General features: G+C 60.0%; 15 protein-coding genes and 1 pseudogene. 9 read left to right on the top strand and 7 right to left on the bottom strand.

Annotated elements, in window-relative coordinates; genetic code table 11:
- Positions 1-14 precede the first annotated feature (14 nt).
- Together JJ869_RS01220 and JJ869_RS01225 are read right to left on the bottom strand one after the other, a co-directional pair.
- Complete coding sequence (locus JJ869_RS01220; protein ID WP_292264151.1) at positions 15-896, bottom strand: cytochrome c; 882 nt, start codon at positions 894-896, stop codon at positions 15-17.
- Positions 897-905: 9 nt separating this feature from the next.
- Positions 906-1,370, bottom strand: coding sequence for a cytochrome c (locus JJ869_RS01225; RefSeq protein ID WP_292264152.1), 465 nt, complete (start codon positions 1,368-1,370; stop codon positions 906-908).
- Positions 1,371-1,467: 97 nt separating this feature from the next.
- Here JJ869_RS01225 and JJ869_RS01230 point away from each other — a divergent pair, with 97 nt between their 5' ends.
- On the top strand, positions 1,468-2,364 hold the full coding sequence (locus tag JJ869_RS01230) for a LysR family transcriptional regulator (protein ID WP_292264153.1): 897 nt from the start codon (positions 1,468-1,470) through the stop codon (positions 2,362-2,364).
- A 179-nt stretch (positions 2,365-2,543) separates the two neighbouring features.
- Here JJ869_RS01230 and hpt read toward each other — a convergent pair whose 3' ends face one another.
- Positions 2,544-3,086: a hypoxanthine phosphoribosyltransferase gene (hpt, locus tag JJ869_RS01240; RefSeq protein ID WP_292264154.1), complete on the bottom strand. Its 543-nt coding sequence runs from the start codon at positions 3,084-3,086 to the stop codon at positions 2,544-2,546.
- A 72-nt stretch (positions 3,087-3,158) separates the two neighbouring features.
- Between hpt and JJ869_RS01245 the strand changes: the two genes are divergently transcribed.
- On the top strand, positions 3,159-3,602 hold the full coding sequence (locus tag JJ869_RS01245) for a type II toxin-antitoxin system RatA family toxin (protein WP_292264155.1): 444 nt from the start codon (positions 3,159-3,161) through the stop codon (positions 3,600-3,602).
- 54 nt (positions 3,603-3,656) lie between these two features.
- Here JJ869_RS01245 and JJ869_RS01250 read toward each other — a convergent pair whose 3' ends face one another.
- The 4 genes and pseudogenes from JJ869_RS01250 to ispF all read right to left on the bottom strand — a co-directional run.
- Positions 3,657-4,835, bottom strand: coding sequence for an ammonium transporter (locus tag JJ869_RS01250; protein WP_292264156.1), 1,179 nt, complete (start codon positions 4,833-4,835; stop codon positions 3,657-3,659).
- 157 nt (positions 4,836-4,992) lie between these two features.
- Complete coding sequence (locus JJ869_RS01255; RefSeq protein WP_292264165.1) at positions 4,993-5,466, bottom strand: nicotinamide-nucleotide amidohydrolase family protein; 474 nt, start codon at positions 5,464-5,466, stop codon at positions 4,993-4,995.
- Positions 5,467-5,468: 2 nt separating this feature from the next.
- Positions 5,469-5,957: a phosphatidylglycerophosphatase A gene (locus tag JJ869_RS01260; protein WP_292264157.1), complete on the bottom strand. Its 489-nt coding sequence runs from the start codon at positions 5,955-5,957 to the stop codon at positions 5,469-5,471.
- Positions 5,954-6,427: pseudogene (gene ispF / locus JJ869_RS01265) on the bottom strand (2-C-methyl-D-erythritol 2,4-cyclodiphosphate synthase); the annotation flags it as partial. The gene JJ869_RS01260 and the pseudogene ispF, both read right to left, overlap by 4 nt.
- Positions 6,428-6,655: 228 nt before the next feature.
- Between ispF and dusB the strand changes: the two are divergent.
- From dusB to JJ869_RS01300, 7 genes are all read left to right on the top strand, one after another.
- Positions 6,656-7,597: a tRNA dihydrouridine synthase DusB gene (dusB, locus tag JJ869_RS01270; protein WP_292264166.1), complete on the top strand. Its 942-nt coding sequence runs from the start codon at positions 6,656-6,658 to the stop codon at positions 7,595-7,597.
- Positions 7,594-8,703: an ATP-binding protein gene (locus tag JJ869_RS01275; RefSeq protein ID WP_292264159.1), complete on the top strand. Its 1,110-nt coding sequence runs from the start codon at positions 7,594-7,596 to the stop codon at positions 8,701-8,703. Before dusB ends, JJ869_RS01275 begins: the two co-directional genes overlap by 4 nt.
- The gene (locus JJ869_RS01280) at positions 8,703-10,073 is read left to right on the top strand and encodes a response regulator (RefSeq protein WP_292264160.1); all 1,371 of its coding nucleotides are present in this window, start codon (positions 8,703-8,705) and stop codon (positions 10,071-10,073) included. Before JJ869_RS01275 ends, JJ869_RS01280 begins: the two co-directional genes overlap by 1 nt.
- A 144-nt stretch (positions 10,074-10,217) precedes the next feature.
- Positions 10,218-12,467, top strand: coding sequence for a PAS domain-containing sensor histidine kinase (locus JJ869_RS01285; protein WP_292264167.1), 2,250 nt, complete (start codon positions 10,218-10,220; stop codon positions 12,465-12,467).
- Positions 12,468-12,492: 25 nt separating this feature from the next.
- Positions 12,493-13,908, top strand: a complete 1,416-nt coding sequence (locus JJ869_RS01290) for a sigma-54 dependent transcriptional regulator (RefSeq protein ID WP_292264161.1) — start codon at positions 12,493-12,495, stop codon at positions 13,906-13,908.
- Between the two features lie 42 nt (positions 13,909-13,950).
- Positions 13,951-15,057: an SUMF1/EgtB/PvdO family nonheme iron enzyme gene (locus tag JJ869_RS01295; protein WP_292264162.1), complete on the top strand. Its 1,107-nt coding sequence runs from the start codon at positions 13,951-13,953 to the stop codon at positions 15,055-15,057.
- 206 nt (positions 15,058-15,263) lie between these two features.
- A complete protein-coding gene (locus tag JJ869_RS01300) occupies positions 15,264-16,721 on the top strand; it encodes a patatin-like phospholipase family protein (RefSeq protein ID WP_292264163.1) in 1,458 nt (485 codons plus the stop codon).
- Positions 16,722-16,723 lie beyond the last annotated feature (2 nt).

Raw genomic sequence — 16,723 nt, forward strand, 5'->3', positions numbered from 1 at the left:
GTCGCTGACTTAGGTCAGGGCAGGGCTTTCAGATAAGCCGCAACTGCCTGGCGGTCGCTGGCGGGCAGTTTGGCGAAATTCTCGATCACCGCCACCATGTGACCACCTGCGCTGTCGAAATCGGGCGTAAACCCGGTTTCCAGATAATAGGCGATTTCGGTCGGCTCCCACGTCAGATCAGCGGGCCGCAGCGATGGGATCGTCCCACGCCCGGTCGGGTTCGGCGCACCACCCAGCCAATTTGCCCGGTTCATGCCGCCCAGAGCATCGCGCGGGGTGTGGCATTCGCCGCAATGGGCCAACGCCTCGACCAGGTAGCGCCCACGCTCCAGTTCCGGCGTGTCCGCTGTCTGCACCACCCACGTGTCATCCAGATAAAGCAGTTTCCACACGCCAACCGACCGGCGGATGTTGAACGGAAAGCCCACTTCATGCGGTTGGCTTGGCGTTGCATCAGCCGGAAGCGTTTGCCAATAGGCCCAAAGATCGACCACATCCTGATCGTCCATGTGCAGATACGATCCGTACGGGAAAGCCGGGTAATAATGCTGCCCCTCGGGTGAAACGCCCTTTTTCACGGCACTGGCAAATTCACCCAGCGTCCAGCTTCCGATCCCGGCGTCTGGATGGGGTGAAATGTTGGGTGCGATGAACGTGCCGAAATCGGACTCGAATCTCTGTCCGCCAGCTAGGATCAGCTTGGCGTCGTCTTTCGCATCGGGCGCCGCGTGGCAGGACGCGCAGCCGGAGGCGATGAAAATGGTTTCACCTTTGGCCGGATCGCTGGCGCGTCCGGCCAAAGGGCTGTCGTCGATGGGCGTGGCACCCGTTACAAAAAACGCTGCTGCCGCAAGGGCAGCGAGCCCCAAAGCTCCTAGACCCAAACCACGCCGCATCGCCACAGATCAGTTCGCCGGAGCGCGGTACGTGTCGTGACAGGCTTTGCAAGCGCCCCCGACTTGCCCCATCACAGGACCAAGCCCTTCAACACCACCCGCTGCGGCGGCCTGAATGGCTTTCGCGGCGGTTCCGAAATCGCCCCATTTGGCGAGGAAGTCATCGTTCTGCTCCCAGATGTTCGGCTGCGCGCGGGTGCCTTCGATGGCCATGTTGTCCGACCCGGCCGGCCACATTGGCGCTTGCTGGATCATCGACACGGCGACAAGCGTGTCGGCAGCGGCCTGTGCGGCTTCTGCGTTGTACTCGCTCTTGCCCTGCGCCATGTCGCCAATGATGCCAAGGTTGATCGCCATGATCCGGAACTGTCCTTGGCGTGCTTTCAGCTGAGCTGAAAAGTCGCTTTGTGCATAAGCGGCGGTTCCGCATGCCAATGCAGCGAATGCAACAGCAAAAGTGAGGTGTTTCTTCATCAATTCATACTCCCTGAAATTTGAATGATCTTAGACGTAGTATGCCTCGCCCAAGTCACAAATTAATTGTTAGAAATTGCAAAAGGGGTCGGCATACATGCACAAGCTGAACTGGGATGATCTGAGGTACGTTCTGGCTGTCGCTGACACAGGGTCAGTGAACGCAGCGGCCAAAGTCCTTGGCGTAAATCACGCCACCGTTCTGCGCCGCATCGCTTCTTTCGAAGAGACCTGTGGAGGGCCGGTGTTCGAACGGGACCGCAGTGGTTATCGGTTGCGCCCGAACCGCGCCCCGGTGATCGAGGCGGCGCGTCTTGCGGCCCAGCATGTCAGCAAGGCCGAAGCCCTGATGCACGGCAATACCAGTCAGGTCGGCAAGATGCTGCGCATCACCTCGACGGACACGTTCTGTCAGACCGTACTGGCGTGGATCTATCCGGCGCTGGCCCGCCGGATGCTGCCGGATCGCCTTGGCTACCTGTGCTCGAATGCGCATCTCGACATGGCGCGGCTGCATGCGGATGTAGCCTTGCGGCCGGCGATGGTGTTGCCTGACGATCTGATCGGCCGCAAACTGACCGAGATGCGCTTCAGCGTCTATGCCAAGGCCAACCGGCGCGAGGCGCAGGGATGGCTGGGCATGTCCGGAGCCTTGGAGCGATCCGGCCCGGCGCAATGGCTGACCCGCGAAATAAATCCGTCCGAGATTGTCGGAAATGCCGACAGTTTTTGCCTGCTGGCGCAGATGACCGCTAAAAGCAATGCGCAGACAATCCTGCCTTGTCTGCTTGGTGACGCCGCGCCTGACCTTGTCCGTGTAGAGAACGTGGCTCCGGATTTCCATGTTCCGGTCTGGGTCGCATGCCACCGCGATCTGGCGGGCAGCGAACGCCTTCAAAGGTTGATGGACGCGATGGAGAAACTGCTCCAGCCTCACATCCCGGCGATTGCGGGCGAAGCTCTCTGTGTCCCAAAGGCCTCGGGTGGGCGCTAGCGCAGAACCCGGTTCGGCACGCGTTCGGCCTCTAGCGACATCCAGTCTGGCCAGCCGACCCATGTTTTTTATGGCAAACAGCACAAGACAAACGGCAATCACCGCGCACACAAGCTTCACGCGCGCCGGGTTGGGCGGGTTGCGCGCCCAGTGTGCCATCCGCAAAAGATGTTGCCAGTTCACGCCTCGGGAAACCGAACCTTCCCGATATATGGCAGGTTACGATTGCGCTGTGCGTAATCGATGCCATAGCCGACCACGAATTCATCCGGGATCGAAAACCCGATCCAATCGGCCGCCACATCAGCTTCGCGTCGAGACGGCTTGTCGAGCAGAGCAATCGTCCGCAACCGCCCCGGATTGCGCGATTCGAGCAGCCCCACCACGTGTTTTAGCGTATGTCCGGTGTCGACGATGTCTTCGACCACCAGCACATCCCGCCCTTCGATCTGGCCGCGCAGGTCTTTGAGAATCCGCACCTCGCGGCTTGATTCCATCGCATCGCCATACGACGACGCCTCAAGAAAATCGACCTCGACCGGCAGGTCCAGTTCGCGCACCAGATCAGCGATGAACACGAAGCTGCCGCGCAGCAGACCGACGACCACCAGCTTGTTGGTGTCGCGGAATTCTTCCTTGATGGCGTGTGACAATTCCTCGATCCGGGCGGCAATGGCCTTGGCCGAGATCATTTCGTCGATGACATATGGACGCTTTGACATAGGTTTCCCTTGATTTTTCGCGCGCACAATACGACATCCCCCGCCACTGTCACGGTCAAAACAAAAAAGCAGATGCCCACACATTCCGAAACCCGCACCCTGCCGTACACGGCGCAACAGATGTACGATCTGGTCGCGGACGTGGCGAATTACCCGAGGTTTCTGCCTTGGACCGCCGCCGCGCGAATCCGCTCGCGCGAGGATCGGGGCGATCACGAGGAAATGCTGGCGGATCTGGTGATCAGCTTCAAAGTGTTCCGCGAACGGTTCGGCAGCCGGGTGGTGCTGTGGCCGGAGCAACAGAAGATCGACACCGAATATCTGGATGGCCCGTTCCGTCACATGCATTCGAACTGGGCGTTCAAGGATGTGGATGGGGGTGTCGAGGTGACGTTCTTCGTCGATTTCGAATTCAAGAACCGCATCCTGCAGGGCGCGGCAGGCATGTTCTTTTACGAAGCCATGCAACGCATCGTCCGTGCTTTTGAGCGTCGCGCAGCAGAGCTTTACAGCTGAAACGCAAAAAGCGGGCTGTGACGCCCGCTTTCCGTTTTGATGTTCATGCTGAAATCAGGAGGCGTGGTCGTAGGCCCGTTCGCCGTGCACCATGATGTCGAGCCCCGAATTCTCGGTCTCCGCATCGACCCGCAGCGGCGTGATGGCTTTGACCACCAGCACGAGAACCACCGTCACCACCACGGAGAACACCCCGACAATCGCCAATGATCCCAACTGCGCGGCAAAGCTGCCTGCTCCGAAGGCGGCGATCATGATCGTGCCGAAGATGCCGCCCACGCCGTGGACTGCGAACACGTCCAGCGTGTCGTCGATCTTGAGCATGTTGCGGATCAGGTTCACGGCTTCCTGACACAGCACACCCGCGATGGCCCCGATGATCAGCGCCTCAATCGGGCCGACAAAGCCCGAAGCCGGGGTGATCGACGCCAGACCCGCAATCGTACCGGTGACCATGCCCACAAGCGACGCCTTGCCGAACTTCACCTTTTCCCAAAGCGCCCATGTCAGCGACGCAGTCGCGGCCGAGATATGCGTGACCGTCAGCGCCATCGCGGCACCGCCATCTGCAGCCAATTGCGACCCGCCATTGAAGCCAAACCAGCCAACCCAGAGCATTGCTGCACCCAGCATCACATAGCCGGGATTGTGGGGCGGGGTGACGCGATTCTTGCGCGGCCCAAGGAACACCGCGATGATCAGCGCGGCGATGCCCGCAGTTTCGTGAACCACGATGCCGCCCGCAAAGTCGCGCACACCGGTTTCGCCGAAGCTTCCGCCGTCAGCAAGAAACCCGCCGCCCCAGACCCAATGCACCACCGGCGCGTAGCACAGCAGCATCCACAGCGCCGAGAAAAGCAGGACAAAGCCAAAACCCACCCGTTCGACATAGGCACCAACGATCAGCGCCGGGGTGATGATGGCGAAGGTCATCTGGAAGGCGAAGAACAGAACCTCGGGCAACGTGCCTGACAGATCGTCAGTTCCGACGCCCATCAGGAACATCTTGCCCAAGCCGCCCCAGTAGGCGTTGCCATCACCAAACGCGATGGAATAGCCGAGGCCGAGCCACAGAACGCTCATCAAACAGGCAATTGCATAACAGTGCATGAACACGCTCAGCACATTTCGTGCCCGCACCAGTCCCCCGTAAAACAGGGCAAGCCCCGGTAGCGTCATGAAGAGAACAAGCGCTGTTGCCACGATTATCCAGGCCGTATCGGCTCCGTTCATCTGTCCCATCCTTTGATTTGGCGTTGTTGCGCGAGGTCAAAGCGGATCAGGTTCGCGGAAAAAAGAGGCAAAACTGCAAACAGACTGCCCGAAATTCATGCAGACATGATTTTGTTTAAATATTGTGCAAAAAGCAGCGCGTTTGCGCAATAAAGCGTCACAACTTGCGCAGCGCTGCGGCCAACAAAGACAGTGCCTCGTCCCTTGCAGCCGCCCGGACATTGGCCCGGCCAAGCGCGCCGAAGTCGATGGTTTTCGTCTGGACGCCCTGCGTCGTCGCCAGCCCGAAACAGACGCGCCCCTCGGGTTTGAACTCCGACCCGCCGGGTCCTGCGATTCCGCTGATCGACACCGCCACATCGGCCTGCGCCGCAGCCAACGCCCCCAGCGCCATTTCCCGGGCAACCTCTTCCGACACCGCGCCATGGGCCTCCAGCGTGGCAGTCGACACGCCCAGTATCTCGACTTTCGCTTGGTTCGAGTAGGTCACGAATCCCCGCTCGAACACCGCCGACGATCCGGCCACATCGGTGATCGCGGCTGCGACCATGCCGCCTGTGCAGCTTTCGGCGGTCGTCACCGTCGCGCCCGCCGCATCGGCCAGCTGCAACAGCTCTTCCGCCAAAGCCAAGGTCACATCAGCACCAGATGGAACAGCGCCGCCAAGGCCGCCACACCGATGGCTGCGAACACACCCGCGATCACGTCGTCCAGCATCACACCCAACGCGTCGCCGCGGGCATCGGCCCGTCCCACCAGCCAAGGCTTCCAGATGTCGAACAGCCGGAACAGCACAAAGGCCGCGATCCAGCCGGGATACAGCGCGAGCAGGTCCGCCGACATGCGCGACGCCCCGTAAGCCACTGGAAACAGAGCGATCCACTGGCCCACCACTTCGTCCACGACGATGTAGGACGGGTCGTGATCCTCTTGCTCTTTGGTGATCTCGCGCGTCGCGATCCAGCCGGACATGAAGACAAAGAAGGTCAGGTTCACCAAAAGCCAGAACCCGCCGATCGACAGAACCGCGTAAGCGACGGGCAGGGCCGCCAAGGACCCCCACGTGCCGGGGGCGGGCTTGAGATACCCAACACCAAAAAAGGTTGCGATCAGCTTGTTCATGCCGACACCAGTGCGGCCGTTGCCAGCGCCGCGATCCCTTCGCCGCGCCCGGTGAAGCCCAGTTTCTCGGATGTGGTCGCCTTGACCGAAATATCCGCGACCGGCAGATCCATGATGTCGGCCAACGCCGCTCGCATCGCGTCGGCATGGGGGCCGATCTTGGGGAATTCGCAGACCAGCGTGCAATCCACGTTGCTGATCACGAATCCTGCATCCCGCGCCATTTGAACCGCGTGTCTGAGGAAAATCTCGCTCGCGGCCCCCTTCCACTGCGGGTCCGAGGGCGGGAAGTGGCGGCCAATATCGCCCGCCGCCAGCGCGCCATAGATCGCATCGGTGATCGCGTGCATCCCGACATCGGCATCGGAATGCCCGACAAGCCCTTGATCATGGGGAACTTTTGCACCGCACAGAACGACATGATCGCCCGGCCCGAACTTGTGAACATCATAGCCATTGCCAAGCCGAACTTTCATCTGCACATCCCTTGAAATCGTAGCGCCTGTCTAAGGTCTGTCCGGTGGCTGTGCAATCTCCCCCGGCTGCTTGCCTAATAATTAGGCATGTGCGTTTTGTTGGTCTGTTTTTCAGGCTATTATCATTGAATGGCATGCGACCACAGCGTAGCTCAAATTCATCAATCAAGGATTGCAGCGGTGACACCGTCGGTTCCACTAAACCTGATTTCGCCTCCCGTGATGCTGGCACCGCTTGCCGGCATCACCGATCTGCCGTTCCGCACGCTGGTGTCGGGCTTCGGGGCTGGCCGCGTCGTGTCCGAAATGATCGCGAGCGGGGAATTCCTGACCGCGCGCCCGGGTACACGCGAAAAGGCGGAATTGGGGGCAGGGATCGCCAACACCTCTGTTCAACTGGCAGGCCGCACCCCCGAGGCGATGGCCGAAGCGGCGCGGATGGTCGAGGGCATGGGCGCGCAGGTGATCGACATCAACATGGGCTGCCCCGCAAAAAAGGTCGTGGGTGGCTATTCCGGCTCGGCGCTCCTGCGCGATCTCGACCACGCCTGTCGACTGATCGAGGCAGTGGTGGGCGCTGTGAATGTTCCTGTCACTCTCAAAACGCGGCTGGGATGGGACGACGCAACGCACAACGCCGCCGAACTGGCGCAGCGCGCCGAAGCGCTGGGAATCGCGATGATCGTCATTCACGGCCGCACCCGTTGTCAGTTCTACAAGGGTCACGCAGACTGGGCCGCCATTCTGCAGATCAAGGACGCGGTGTCGATCCCGGTCATCGCCAATGGCGATATCGTGGACACCGCCACGGCGCGCAAAGCGCTTGCGCAAAGCGGTGCGGACGGCGTGATGGTGGGTCGCGGGTCGCAGGGCAAACCTTGGGTTTTGGCGCAGATCGCGGCGGACATCTTTGGCACGCCCAAGCCGGACATCCCCAAAGGCCGCGCGCTCGTGGACATGGTGGCCGGTCACTACGAAGCGATGCTTGATTTCTACGGCGCTGATCTTGGCAACCGCGTCGCGCGCAAACATCTGGGCTGGTACATGGACGACGCGGGAACCGCGCCGACCCTGCGCAAGTCGATCCTGACCGCCGAAGCCGCGAAAGACGTCCTCTCTGCCTTGCCGGACGCGCTTTTGACAGATGTGAGGCAAGCTGCATGAGCGAGCACGGGTCCGATGAAGTTGAAATGGTGGATGAACGGCTGATCTGGTCGTCTCTGCCTGTTCCCGCGATCATCATCGACAGCGATGAAAACATCTTTGACATGAACCCCGCGGCTGAAGGGTTCATGAACAACTCGGCCAAATGGTTGAAGGGCCAGCCCATCTGGGACCGCCTGACCGTCGATGCGCCGATGGAAAACAGTCTGGTCCGTGCCCGCGCCAACGGAACGCCGCTGTTCGTCAATGACGTGGATGTTGGCACGGGCAACCGTCCGCCATTGGTCTGCAATCTGCAATTCGCGCCGGTGCAAGGCATGGAAGGCTGCATGATCCTGCTCATCAGCCCGCGCGAATTGGCGGGTCGCGTGAACCAGAGCCAGTCCGTCAAATCCGCTGCCAAATCCGCCATCGGCATGGCCGAGATGCTGGCACATGAAATCAAGAACCCGCTGGCTGGCATCACCGGGGCGGCGCAGCTTCTGAGCATGAACCTCAGTAATGGGGATTTGGAGCTGACCGATCTCATCGTGGCCGAAACCCGCCGGATCGTGAAGCTGCTGGAACAGGTCGAGCAATTCGGCAACCTGTCGGCACCCGAAAGTAAGCCGGTGAACCTGCACGATGTTTTGGACCGCGCCCGTCGCTCTGCTTTGCTGGGCTTTGGCGCTCATATGAAGATCATAGAGGATTACGACCCCTCGCTGCCGCTGGCCTTGGGGGATGCGGACCAATTGCTTCAGGTGGTCCTGAACCTCATCAAGAACGCGTCCGAGGCAGCAGACCCAAAAACAGGCGGCACCATTCGCCTGCACACCTATTACGAACACAGCTACAGCCTGCGTCGTGCCGATGGCACCGGCCAGTCCCTGCCGCTTCAGGTCGAGGTGATCGACGATGGCCCCGGCCTGCCGCCTGATATCAGGGGTGACGTGTTCGATCCCTTCGTCTCGGGGCGTGAGAACGGCACCGGCCTTGGCCTCGCTCTGGTGAGCAAGATCATCTCGGATCACGACGGATGGGTCGCTGTTGACAGCGTTCCCGGAAAAACCCGCTTTCGCATTTCGCTGCCGCAGGCACCGCGAAAACAAAAGGAGTCTAACTGATGGATGGTACGGTACTTGTCGCGGATGATGATCGCACGATCCGCACGGTTCTGACACAGGCCCTGACGCGGGCCGGGTGCAAGGTGCATGCGACCTCGTCGCTGACCACGCTGATGCGCTGGGTGGCCGAAGGCAAAGGCGATGTGGTGATTTCGGACGTGATCATGCCCGACGGCAATGGGCTCGAGATGCTGCCCAAGATCAGCCAGGACCGCCCCGATCTGCCGGTCATCGTGATTTCGGCGCAGAACACGATCATGACCGCTATTCAGGCCGCCGAGGCCGAGGCCTATGACTATCTTCCCAAACCGTTCGACCTGCCGGATCTGATGAAGCGCACGGCCAAGGCGCTCGATTCCCGCAGTCGCGTATCGCGCCCGTCGCCCGACCGGGTGATCGACGACGCGCCCGACGATCTGCCACTGATCGGCAAGACACCCGCGATGCAGGCGCTCTACCGTCTGGTCGCCAAGGTGATGAACACCGATCTGCCTGTGCTGATCTGCGGCGAATCCGGCACCGGCAAATCGCTGATCGCCCGTGCGCTGCACGACTTTTCCGACCGCCGATCCTTGCCGTTCATCACGGTCACGGCCAGTGACCTTTCCGATATCGAAGGCCCGGCGCGCATCCTTGCCCGGGTGCGCGGCGGTACGCTTCTGATCGACGAACTGGCCGATGTCCCGGACGAGGTGCAGGCCCGCATCGTACGCATGATGGACGGACCCGGCGAACATGTGCCCCGCTTCATCGCCACCAGCCAGTCCGATCCGGGACAGGGCATCGCGGACAGCGGTGTGCGCGAAGACCTGTATTACCGCATCAGCGGGGCCACAATCTCGGTGCCGTCCTTGCGCGAACGGGTCGATGACATCGCGCTTTTGTGCGAACATTTCCTTGCTCGTGCCGAACGCGATGGCGGAGCCAAGCGGTTTCTGTCCGAAGACGCCGCCGACCTGTTCCGCGCCTACAGTTGGCCCGGTAACGTGCGACAGTTGGAAAACGTGGTCCGCCGCCTGAGCCTGACCTCGCGCGCTGACGAAATCACGCGCGCAGAAGTCGAGAACGTTCTGGGCAACCAGCCGGAAACCGGCCCCGTCCTGCGCGGTGGCGACAGCGAAAAACTCAGCACGTCGGTCGCCCGACACCTGCGCCGGTATTTCGATTTGCACGGCACGATGCTGCCGCCACCGGGCCTCTATCCGCGAATCTTGCGCGAGATCGAGGCTCCGATGATCGAAATCGCGTTGGAAGCGACCGGTGGAAATCAGGCCAAGTGCGCGGATTTGCTGGGCATTAACCGAAATACGCTCAGAAAGAAGATCACCGACCTCGATATTCAGGTGACACGCCGCCGCAAGTTGATGTAAAACTGCCACATAATAGTGTTCTGGCGGTGACGCAGTAGGCCTGAAACACAACATATGGCGGTAGCCGGGCTGCGCGGCACATCTAGGCGGGGGTTGGCTGTGGCCACCTGGGCGCGCTCGTGGAATTGGACCCGGTTGAACCGGATGCGTCGGCAACGGCGCTATCAGAACGCCATGACCCTTGGTCTGGTGCTTCTGGGACCTGTTCTTGCCATTGCGACGATTCTCGTTCTTGGGCCGCTCGACACCAGGACCGGGGCGCAATTCAACCTGCGTTTGGTGCTTCTGGCCGACCTCATCTACGTGCTGTTGCTGGCCGCTCTGGTCCTCAGTCGTGTGGTCAACCTAATCGCCGCCCGGCGCGCCAAATCCGCCGGGTCACGGCTGCATCTTCGGCTGACGGGGGCCTTTGCGCTGATGGCGCTGTTGCCAACGATCACCGTCGCCGTCTTTGCCGTTCTTACCATCAATATCGGTCTTGAGACATGGTTTTCCGAGCGAGTGCGCAACGTTGTCGGTGCCTCGCTGTCTGCTGCCGAAGCCTATGAGCAGGAACATCGCGATGGCCTGACACAGGATGCGCAGGCTTTGGCCGCATTCCTCGATGCCAACCGCCGCGCCACCTTCATCATGGATGACGGCGAATTGCGCCAGGCGCTCAGCCAGGGTCAGGCGCAGATCCAGCGCGGGTTGCGCGAGGCTTATGTCATCGACGGTGCGGGCGAAATCCGAGCGCGGGGCGAAGGATCCTATCTCTTCGACTTTGAACGCCCGTCTGCAGATGTTTTTGCCGAAGCAATGGCAATCGGGTTTGCTCTTGTTCAGGATTGGGACAACAACGAGTTGCGTGCGCTGATCCCGTTGCGGGCTTTTACCGACCGGTATCTTTACATCACGCGCGAAGTGGATGGCCAAATCCTCAATCTGCTCGACGACACGCAGGAAACGGCCCGCTTCTACCAGCAGCAGGAAAACGACCGCGGCCGCGTTCTGTTTGATTTTGCGCTGCTCTACCTTGGCTTTGCCTTCCTGTTGATCCTCGCCGCCGTCTGGCTGGGCCTGTGGTTTGCAGAGCGTCTCAGCCGCCCTGTGGGCCGGTTGACTGGGGCGGCGCAGCGGGTCGGGGCGGGTGATCTGGATGTGAAGGTGCAGGAAGAGGACGGCGACGATGAAATCGCCATGCTGGGCCGCTACTTCAACCAGATGACACGCCAGCTCAAAGGGCAGCGTGAGACGTTGCTCGACAACACGCGCCAGATCGAACGACGGCAGCGCCTGTTCGATTCCGTTCTGACCTCTGTGACCTCGGGCGTTGTCGGGCTTGACGCGGGTGGTCGCGTGACCTTCGTCAACCGCTCTGCCGAGCGGCTGCTGGCGTGGCAGGAAAACCAGCGCAGCGTTGAAATCACCGTCGCCGTCCCCGAGTTCGGACCTTTGTTCGAACGGCTGCGGGAACAGGGCATCGAAACCGCGCAGGAGGAAATCAAGGTCAGCCGGGCGGGTCGGCTGGAAAATCTGCTGGTGCGGCTGTCTACGCGGCGGCGCGAGGATGGTGGGCTTGAAGGCTACGTGATCGCCTTTGATGATGTGACCGATCTGGTCAGCGCGCAGCGGATGGCCGCATGGGGCGATGTGGCCCGGCGCATCGCGCATGAAATCAAGAACCCACTGACGCCCATCCAGCTTTCCGCCGAACGCATCCGCCGCAAGTTTCGCCGTGTGCTTGGGACCGAGGATGCCGAAAGTCTCGAGCAGCTGACAGAAGTTATTGTTCGCCAAACCAATGACTTGCGGCGCATCGTTGATGAGTTCTCCAAGTTCGCGCGCATGCCGGAACCGGAACGCAAACCCGAAGACATCGTTGATATCCTGCGCAGCGTTGTTCTTTTGCAGGAAGCCGGGCAGCCCAGTGTGTCTTTCGTGACAGACATGCCGGAAGACGGTATCCCGGCCGAAATCGACGCGACGATGATCGGTCAGGCCTTTACGAATCTTATCAAGAACGCAGGGGAAGCGATTGAAAGTTATATCGAAACAGGTCCCGAGGGAGCGGTGTCCCCACAGATCCGCGTGTCCTGTGTGACGATGGAAGACGCGGCCGAGATCCGCATTTCCGACAACGGCATTGGTCTGCCCGAAGATCCGTCACGGCTGTTCGAGCCTTATGTGACCACACGTGAAAAAGGCACGGGTTTGGGTTTGCCGATCGTCAAGAAGATTATCGAAGAACACGGCGGGACACTCACGCTCGAACCGGCAGAGCCATTTGACGACAGCGGCCGACGTGGGGCGATGGCAGTGATCCGCCTGCCTATTCTGGTGTCTCCAAAAATAGAGAACGAAATCAACGTTCTGGAACTGGATGCGGGCTCCGAAGACGCCCGCAAGACGTGATGTAGAGAAAAACAAGGGTGAGGTTATGAGCGATATACTGATTGTAGACGACGAACGCGACATCCGCGAACTGATCGGTGACATCCTTGAAGACGAAGGATACACAACCCGGCTTGCCGGAAACTCGTCCGAGGCCATGGCCGAGATCAATGCAGAGGAACCTTCTCTGCTGATCCTCGATATCTGGCTCAAAGACAGCAAGATGGACGGGATCGACATCCTCAAGACCGTCAAACGTGATAACCCGGATGTGCCGGTGGTGATCATTTCGGGTCACGGCAACATTGAAATCGCGGTCGCCGCGATCAAGCAGGGCGCGTATGATTTCATCGAAAAACCGTTCAATATCGACCAGCTGCTGGTGGTCATTCGCCGCGCGATGGAAACCAGCCGCTTGCGCCGCGAAAACCACAAGCTCAAGCGCCGCGAAACCGATGTGGCGCAGATGGTCGGTGAATGTGCAGCCTATCGTGGGCTGTTGTCCAACCTCGACAAGGTGACGAAATCCAACGGGCGCGTCTTGCTGTCGGGTCCTGCAGGCAGCGGCAAGGAAGTCGCGGCGCGCTACATCCACGCGCATTCGAACCGGGCGAGCGCGCCGTTCATTACGGTAAACTGCGCCGGCGTGGCGCCCGAGACCATGGAAGCGGTGCTCTTTGGCCGCGAAACCCCCGAACGTGGGGTCGAGCCGGGGTTGCTGGAACAGGCGCATGGCGGGGTGATCTATTTCGATGAAGTGGCCGACATGCCCATTGGCACACAGTCCAAGATTCTGCGCGTGCTGGTGGATCAGCAATTCCAGCGCGTCGGCGGGGCGGACAAGGTGCGGGTGGATCTGCGGGTGATCTCGTCCACCAACCGCGATCTGCAGGCGGAAATCGCGGCGGGCACGTTCCGTGAGGAACTGTATCACCGTCTGAACGTCGTGCCGATCTCCGTGCCCAGCCTTGAGGACCGGCGCGAGGACATTCCGATGCTCGCGGCGCATTTCATCGACCTGTTCAACCAAACGCAGGGCCTTCCGAAGCGCGGCCTCAGCCCGGATGCGGTGGCGCTGTTGCAGACGATGGTCTGGCCCGGCAACGTGCGGCAGCTCAAGAACCTGATCGAGCGGGTCCTTATCCTTGGTGACGGCACCGGCGACATCGCGGCGCGGGAATTGCCGCAGGACACGGCCACGGCCGACGACGAAGAGGGGCGCGTGGTCCTGTCGGGCACGCTCGCCACGATGCCGCTGCGCGAGGCGCGCGAGGCGTTCGAGCGGGAATACCTGCTCACCCAGATCAACCGGTTTGGGGGCAATATCAGCCGCACCGCGAGCTTTGTCGGGATGGAGCGCAGCGCGCTGCATCGGAAGCTGAAGTCTCTTGGCGTGGTCACTGGCTCCAAATCCGGCGGGCGCGTGGCCTATCTCGAGGATGAGGTGGAAGAGGCGTCGTAAGGGATTATCTGTCCGGATGTCGAAACGAACCGGGTTTTCACCATGCGACATCTGATTTTGGCCTCTGCCTTGGCCCTGATGACGACCGCCGGGATGGCGGGGGCGCAGGGCACGCGGCAGATCGACCGCTCGGGCGTGGACCGGGCGGCGTGGGCGTTTGCGCAGGAGCTGAACACCGCCGATGCGTTTCAGGCCTATCTGGAGGCGTTTCCGGAAGGCCTGTTTCGCAGCGAGGCAGAGGCGCAGCTCTTTGCGCTCCGTCCTGACTTGGCGCCGCAGCCGGAGCCAGAGCCGCAACCCGAACCGCCGCGCACATCGTTGGTGCTGGTGAACCCGCCGCAGGAGACCTGTACGGTCTGTCCGCGCGTGGTGCGGGTGCCCGGGGGCGACACGGTGATGGGGTCAGAGCAGGGCGGGGCCGAGGGGCCGAGGATCAGCCAGACCATCGCGGCGTTCGAGATTGCGGCGACCGAGATCACCGTGGGCGACATGCGCGCCTTCGAGGCGGCGACGGGGACGCGGACGGGGCGGTCCTGTTTTGTCTGGACGCCCGAGGGGCGGATGCGGTCGCGGGACGGGGCCTATTGGGGCGCGCCGGGGTTTGATGTGACCGATGATCATCCGGCGGCCTGCCTCAACTGGGACGACGCGATGGCCTATGTGGACTGGCTCAACGACGAGGACCCGCGCGGCGGGTGGCGGCTGCCATCTGAGGCGGAGTTCGAATACGCGGCCCGTGGCACGCTGGATCAGCAGTACCCGTGGCCCGGCGGGCTGTCGGCGATCTGTCAGCGGGTGAACGGGGCGGGGGCGGAGAGCCGGTTCCGGCACCGCAACACCGCCTGCAACGACGGGACCGAGGCACCGGTGCCGGCCGGGGTGTTCCCGGTCAACCCGTTCGGGCTGTCGCACATGATCGGGAACCTGTGGGAATGGACGGCGGATTGCTGGAACGGATCGCATCGCGGCGCGCCTTCGGACGGGGCGGCGCGGACGGGAGGGACGTGCAGCAGCCGGGTGCTGCGGGGCGGGTCCTGGGACGATCCGCCGGAGAACCTTAGGGTGAGCTACCGGGTGGGCATCCCCAAGACCCGCCGCCAGGCCAATGTCGGCTTCCGCGTGGCGCGGGACCTCGCTCCGGGCGGATAGGTCCGTTCTGGCCCTATTGTTTCGCGCGCGAAACATTGGGTCCGATCTGGACCTATTAAGGGTTTGGTAAGGTTGGGGGCCGATAATACCATGCAGAAAAAGTATCAGGTTACCACATCGGCGGCACGGTCAACAGATTTCATGTTGACGACAAGTTTTTTTAACGACTAGCTTCCAACGATGCAATCCGAATTTGAGAGTTTGTTTTGACTGTCGATGTACAGATAGCGTTTCAAGGTGGCGGTGCGCGGTTGGCCTTGTTTTTTGGTGTCATCAAAGCGCTACAAAAGCTTGAGCGTGATAAAATAATTCGAGTGACCCGTGTGTCTGGAGCCTCGGCAGGAGCTATCGCTGCTGCTCTGTTTGCGGGAAGAGCAAATATTGATGCTTTGGTTCAGTACCATTGCCGCTTGAAAGGTGGTGAGGATATATTGCAAGATTTTCCAGATATTTCTGAGCCGACTTTACTGGAAAAGTTGTTTAACCTTGGGAAAGTTGCTGCAGCAAATCGTGCGCTTGGTGATGAAGGTAAATTTGCTGCAATTGTGGAGAAATCACTTACAACTGCTGGTGTGAACGCTCAAACCATTGGAGACTTGAGTATACCGTGTTTTATTAATTCAACGGACGTCGTGGAGCATAAGATCGTAACAGCTTCTCGAGATCAGTCATTGGTACAGGCTATCGTCGATTCTGCTGCACTTCCGTTTCTGTTTCGGGTCGGTGGGCAAAAGATTGACGGTGGTATTCTTGATAATTTACCTGTCGAGTTGCTCGGAACCCCTTTGTCAATTAAATCTGAGTACGGAGTTCCGATAGGCGTTTCTTTCAAACCTGATCGGCATTCCGCGCCAGTTGTCAGAGCTACTGATCTCGCAAAGCGGCTTCTGGAAACTGTGATCAATGAACGCGTTGCCCAGTCTAAGAAAGTCCTCGGAGTTAATAATTTTTTGGAACTTGAAACGGCCTATGATGGCGTTGAACTATCAACTTTCAGCGTCAACAACTATTTTGACGTGCTTGAAAGAAGTTCGATACTTGAACTCGTTGAGGTGAAGACTGTTGAATGGTTCAAGGGTCTTTCTGATCGTATCAAGTCACTAGAGAGTAATGTAGTAGCGCCAAAAGACTTTGATGATAATTCGATTAGTATAGAAGATGGCTTAAGGGAGTTTGCCTATCGAACTCATTCAAATATGAATTGTGATCTTATCTCAACTACTTTCGAGGTTACCGCACGGTGCTTGGAAGGTGTCGGGGAAACTCTGGATGAAGTCAGGTTCATTGATGTTTTTCAGGTCAGGGATCAGCCAATTCATGCATATGTATCTCGTTTGTCCCTTGCTAATGGCGTATTTCCGTCGGAAGCTGAGGTTCGAGTGTATGATGGTGACGGTGTTTTTCTGGAAGTTAATCAGTTTTTGATACCAGATCGCGTGAGTAATACGTGTTGGGTCTTGGTGCTATTTTCTAAGCCGATTGTGCCAAGTGAAGGCGGTTCGAGATATAGTGTTCACTTGAAACAGGGCGGTGTCAGCAAATCGTGTTGGTTCGCTCTTTGTTCTTACGTGCCAGTGAGGTATGCTGAGGCTTCCGAGGCCCGAGGAGACCCGCCATGCCCCGCTTCGATCCGACCGAATTCGGCCGCCTGCTTGCCCGCCTGAGC

The sequence above is a fragment of the Marivita sp. genome (assembly GCF_017643905.1).
Classification (GTDB): Bacteria; Pseudomonadota; Alphaproteobacteria; order Rhodobacterales; family Rhodobacteraceae; genus Marivita.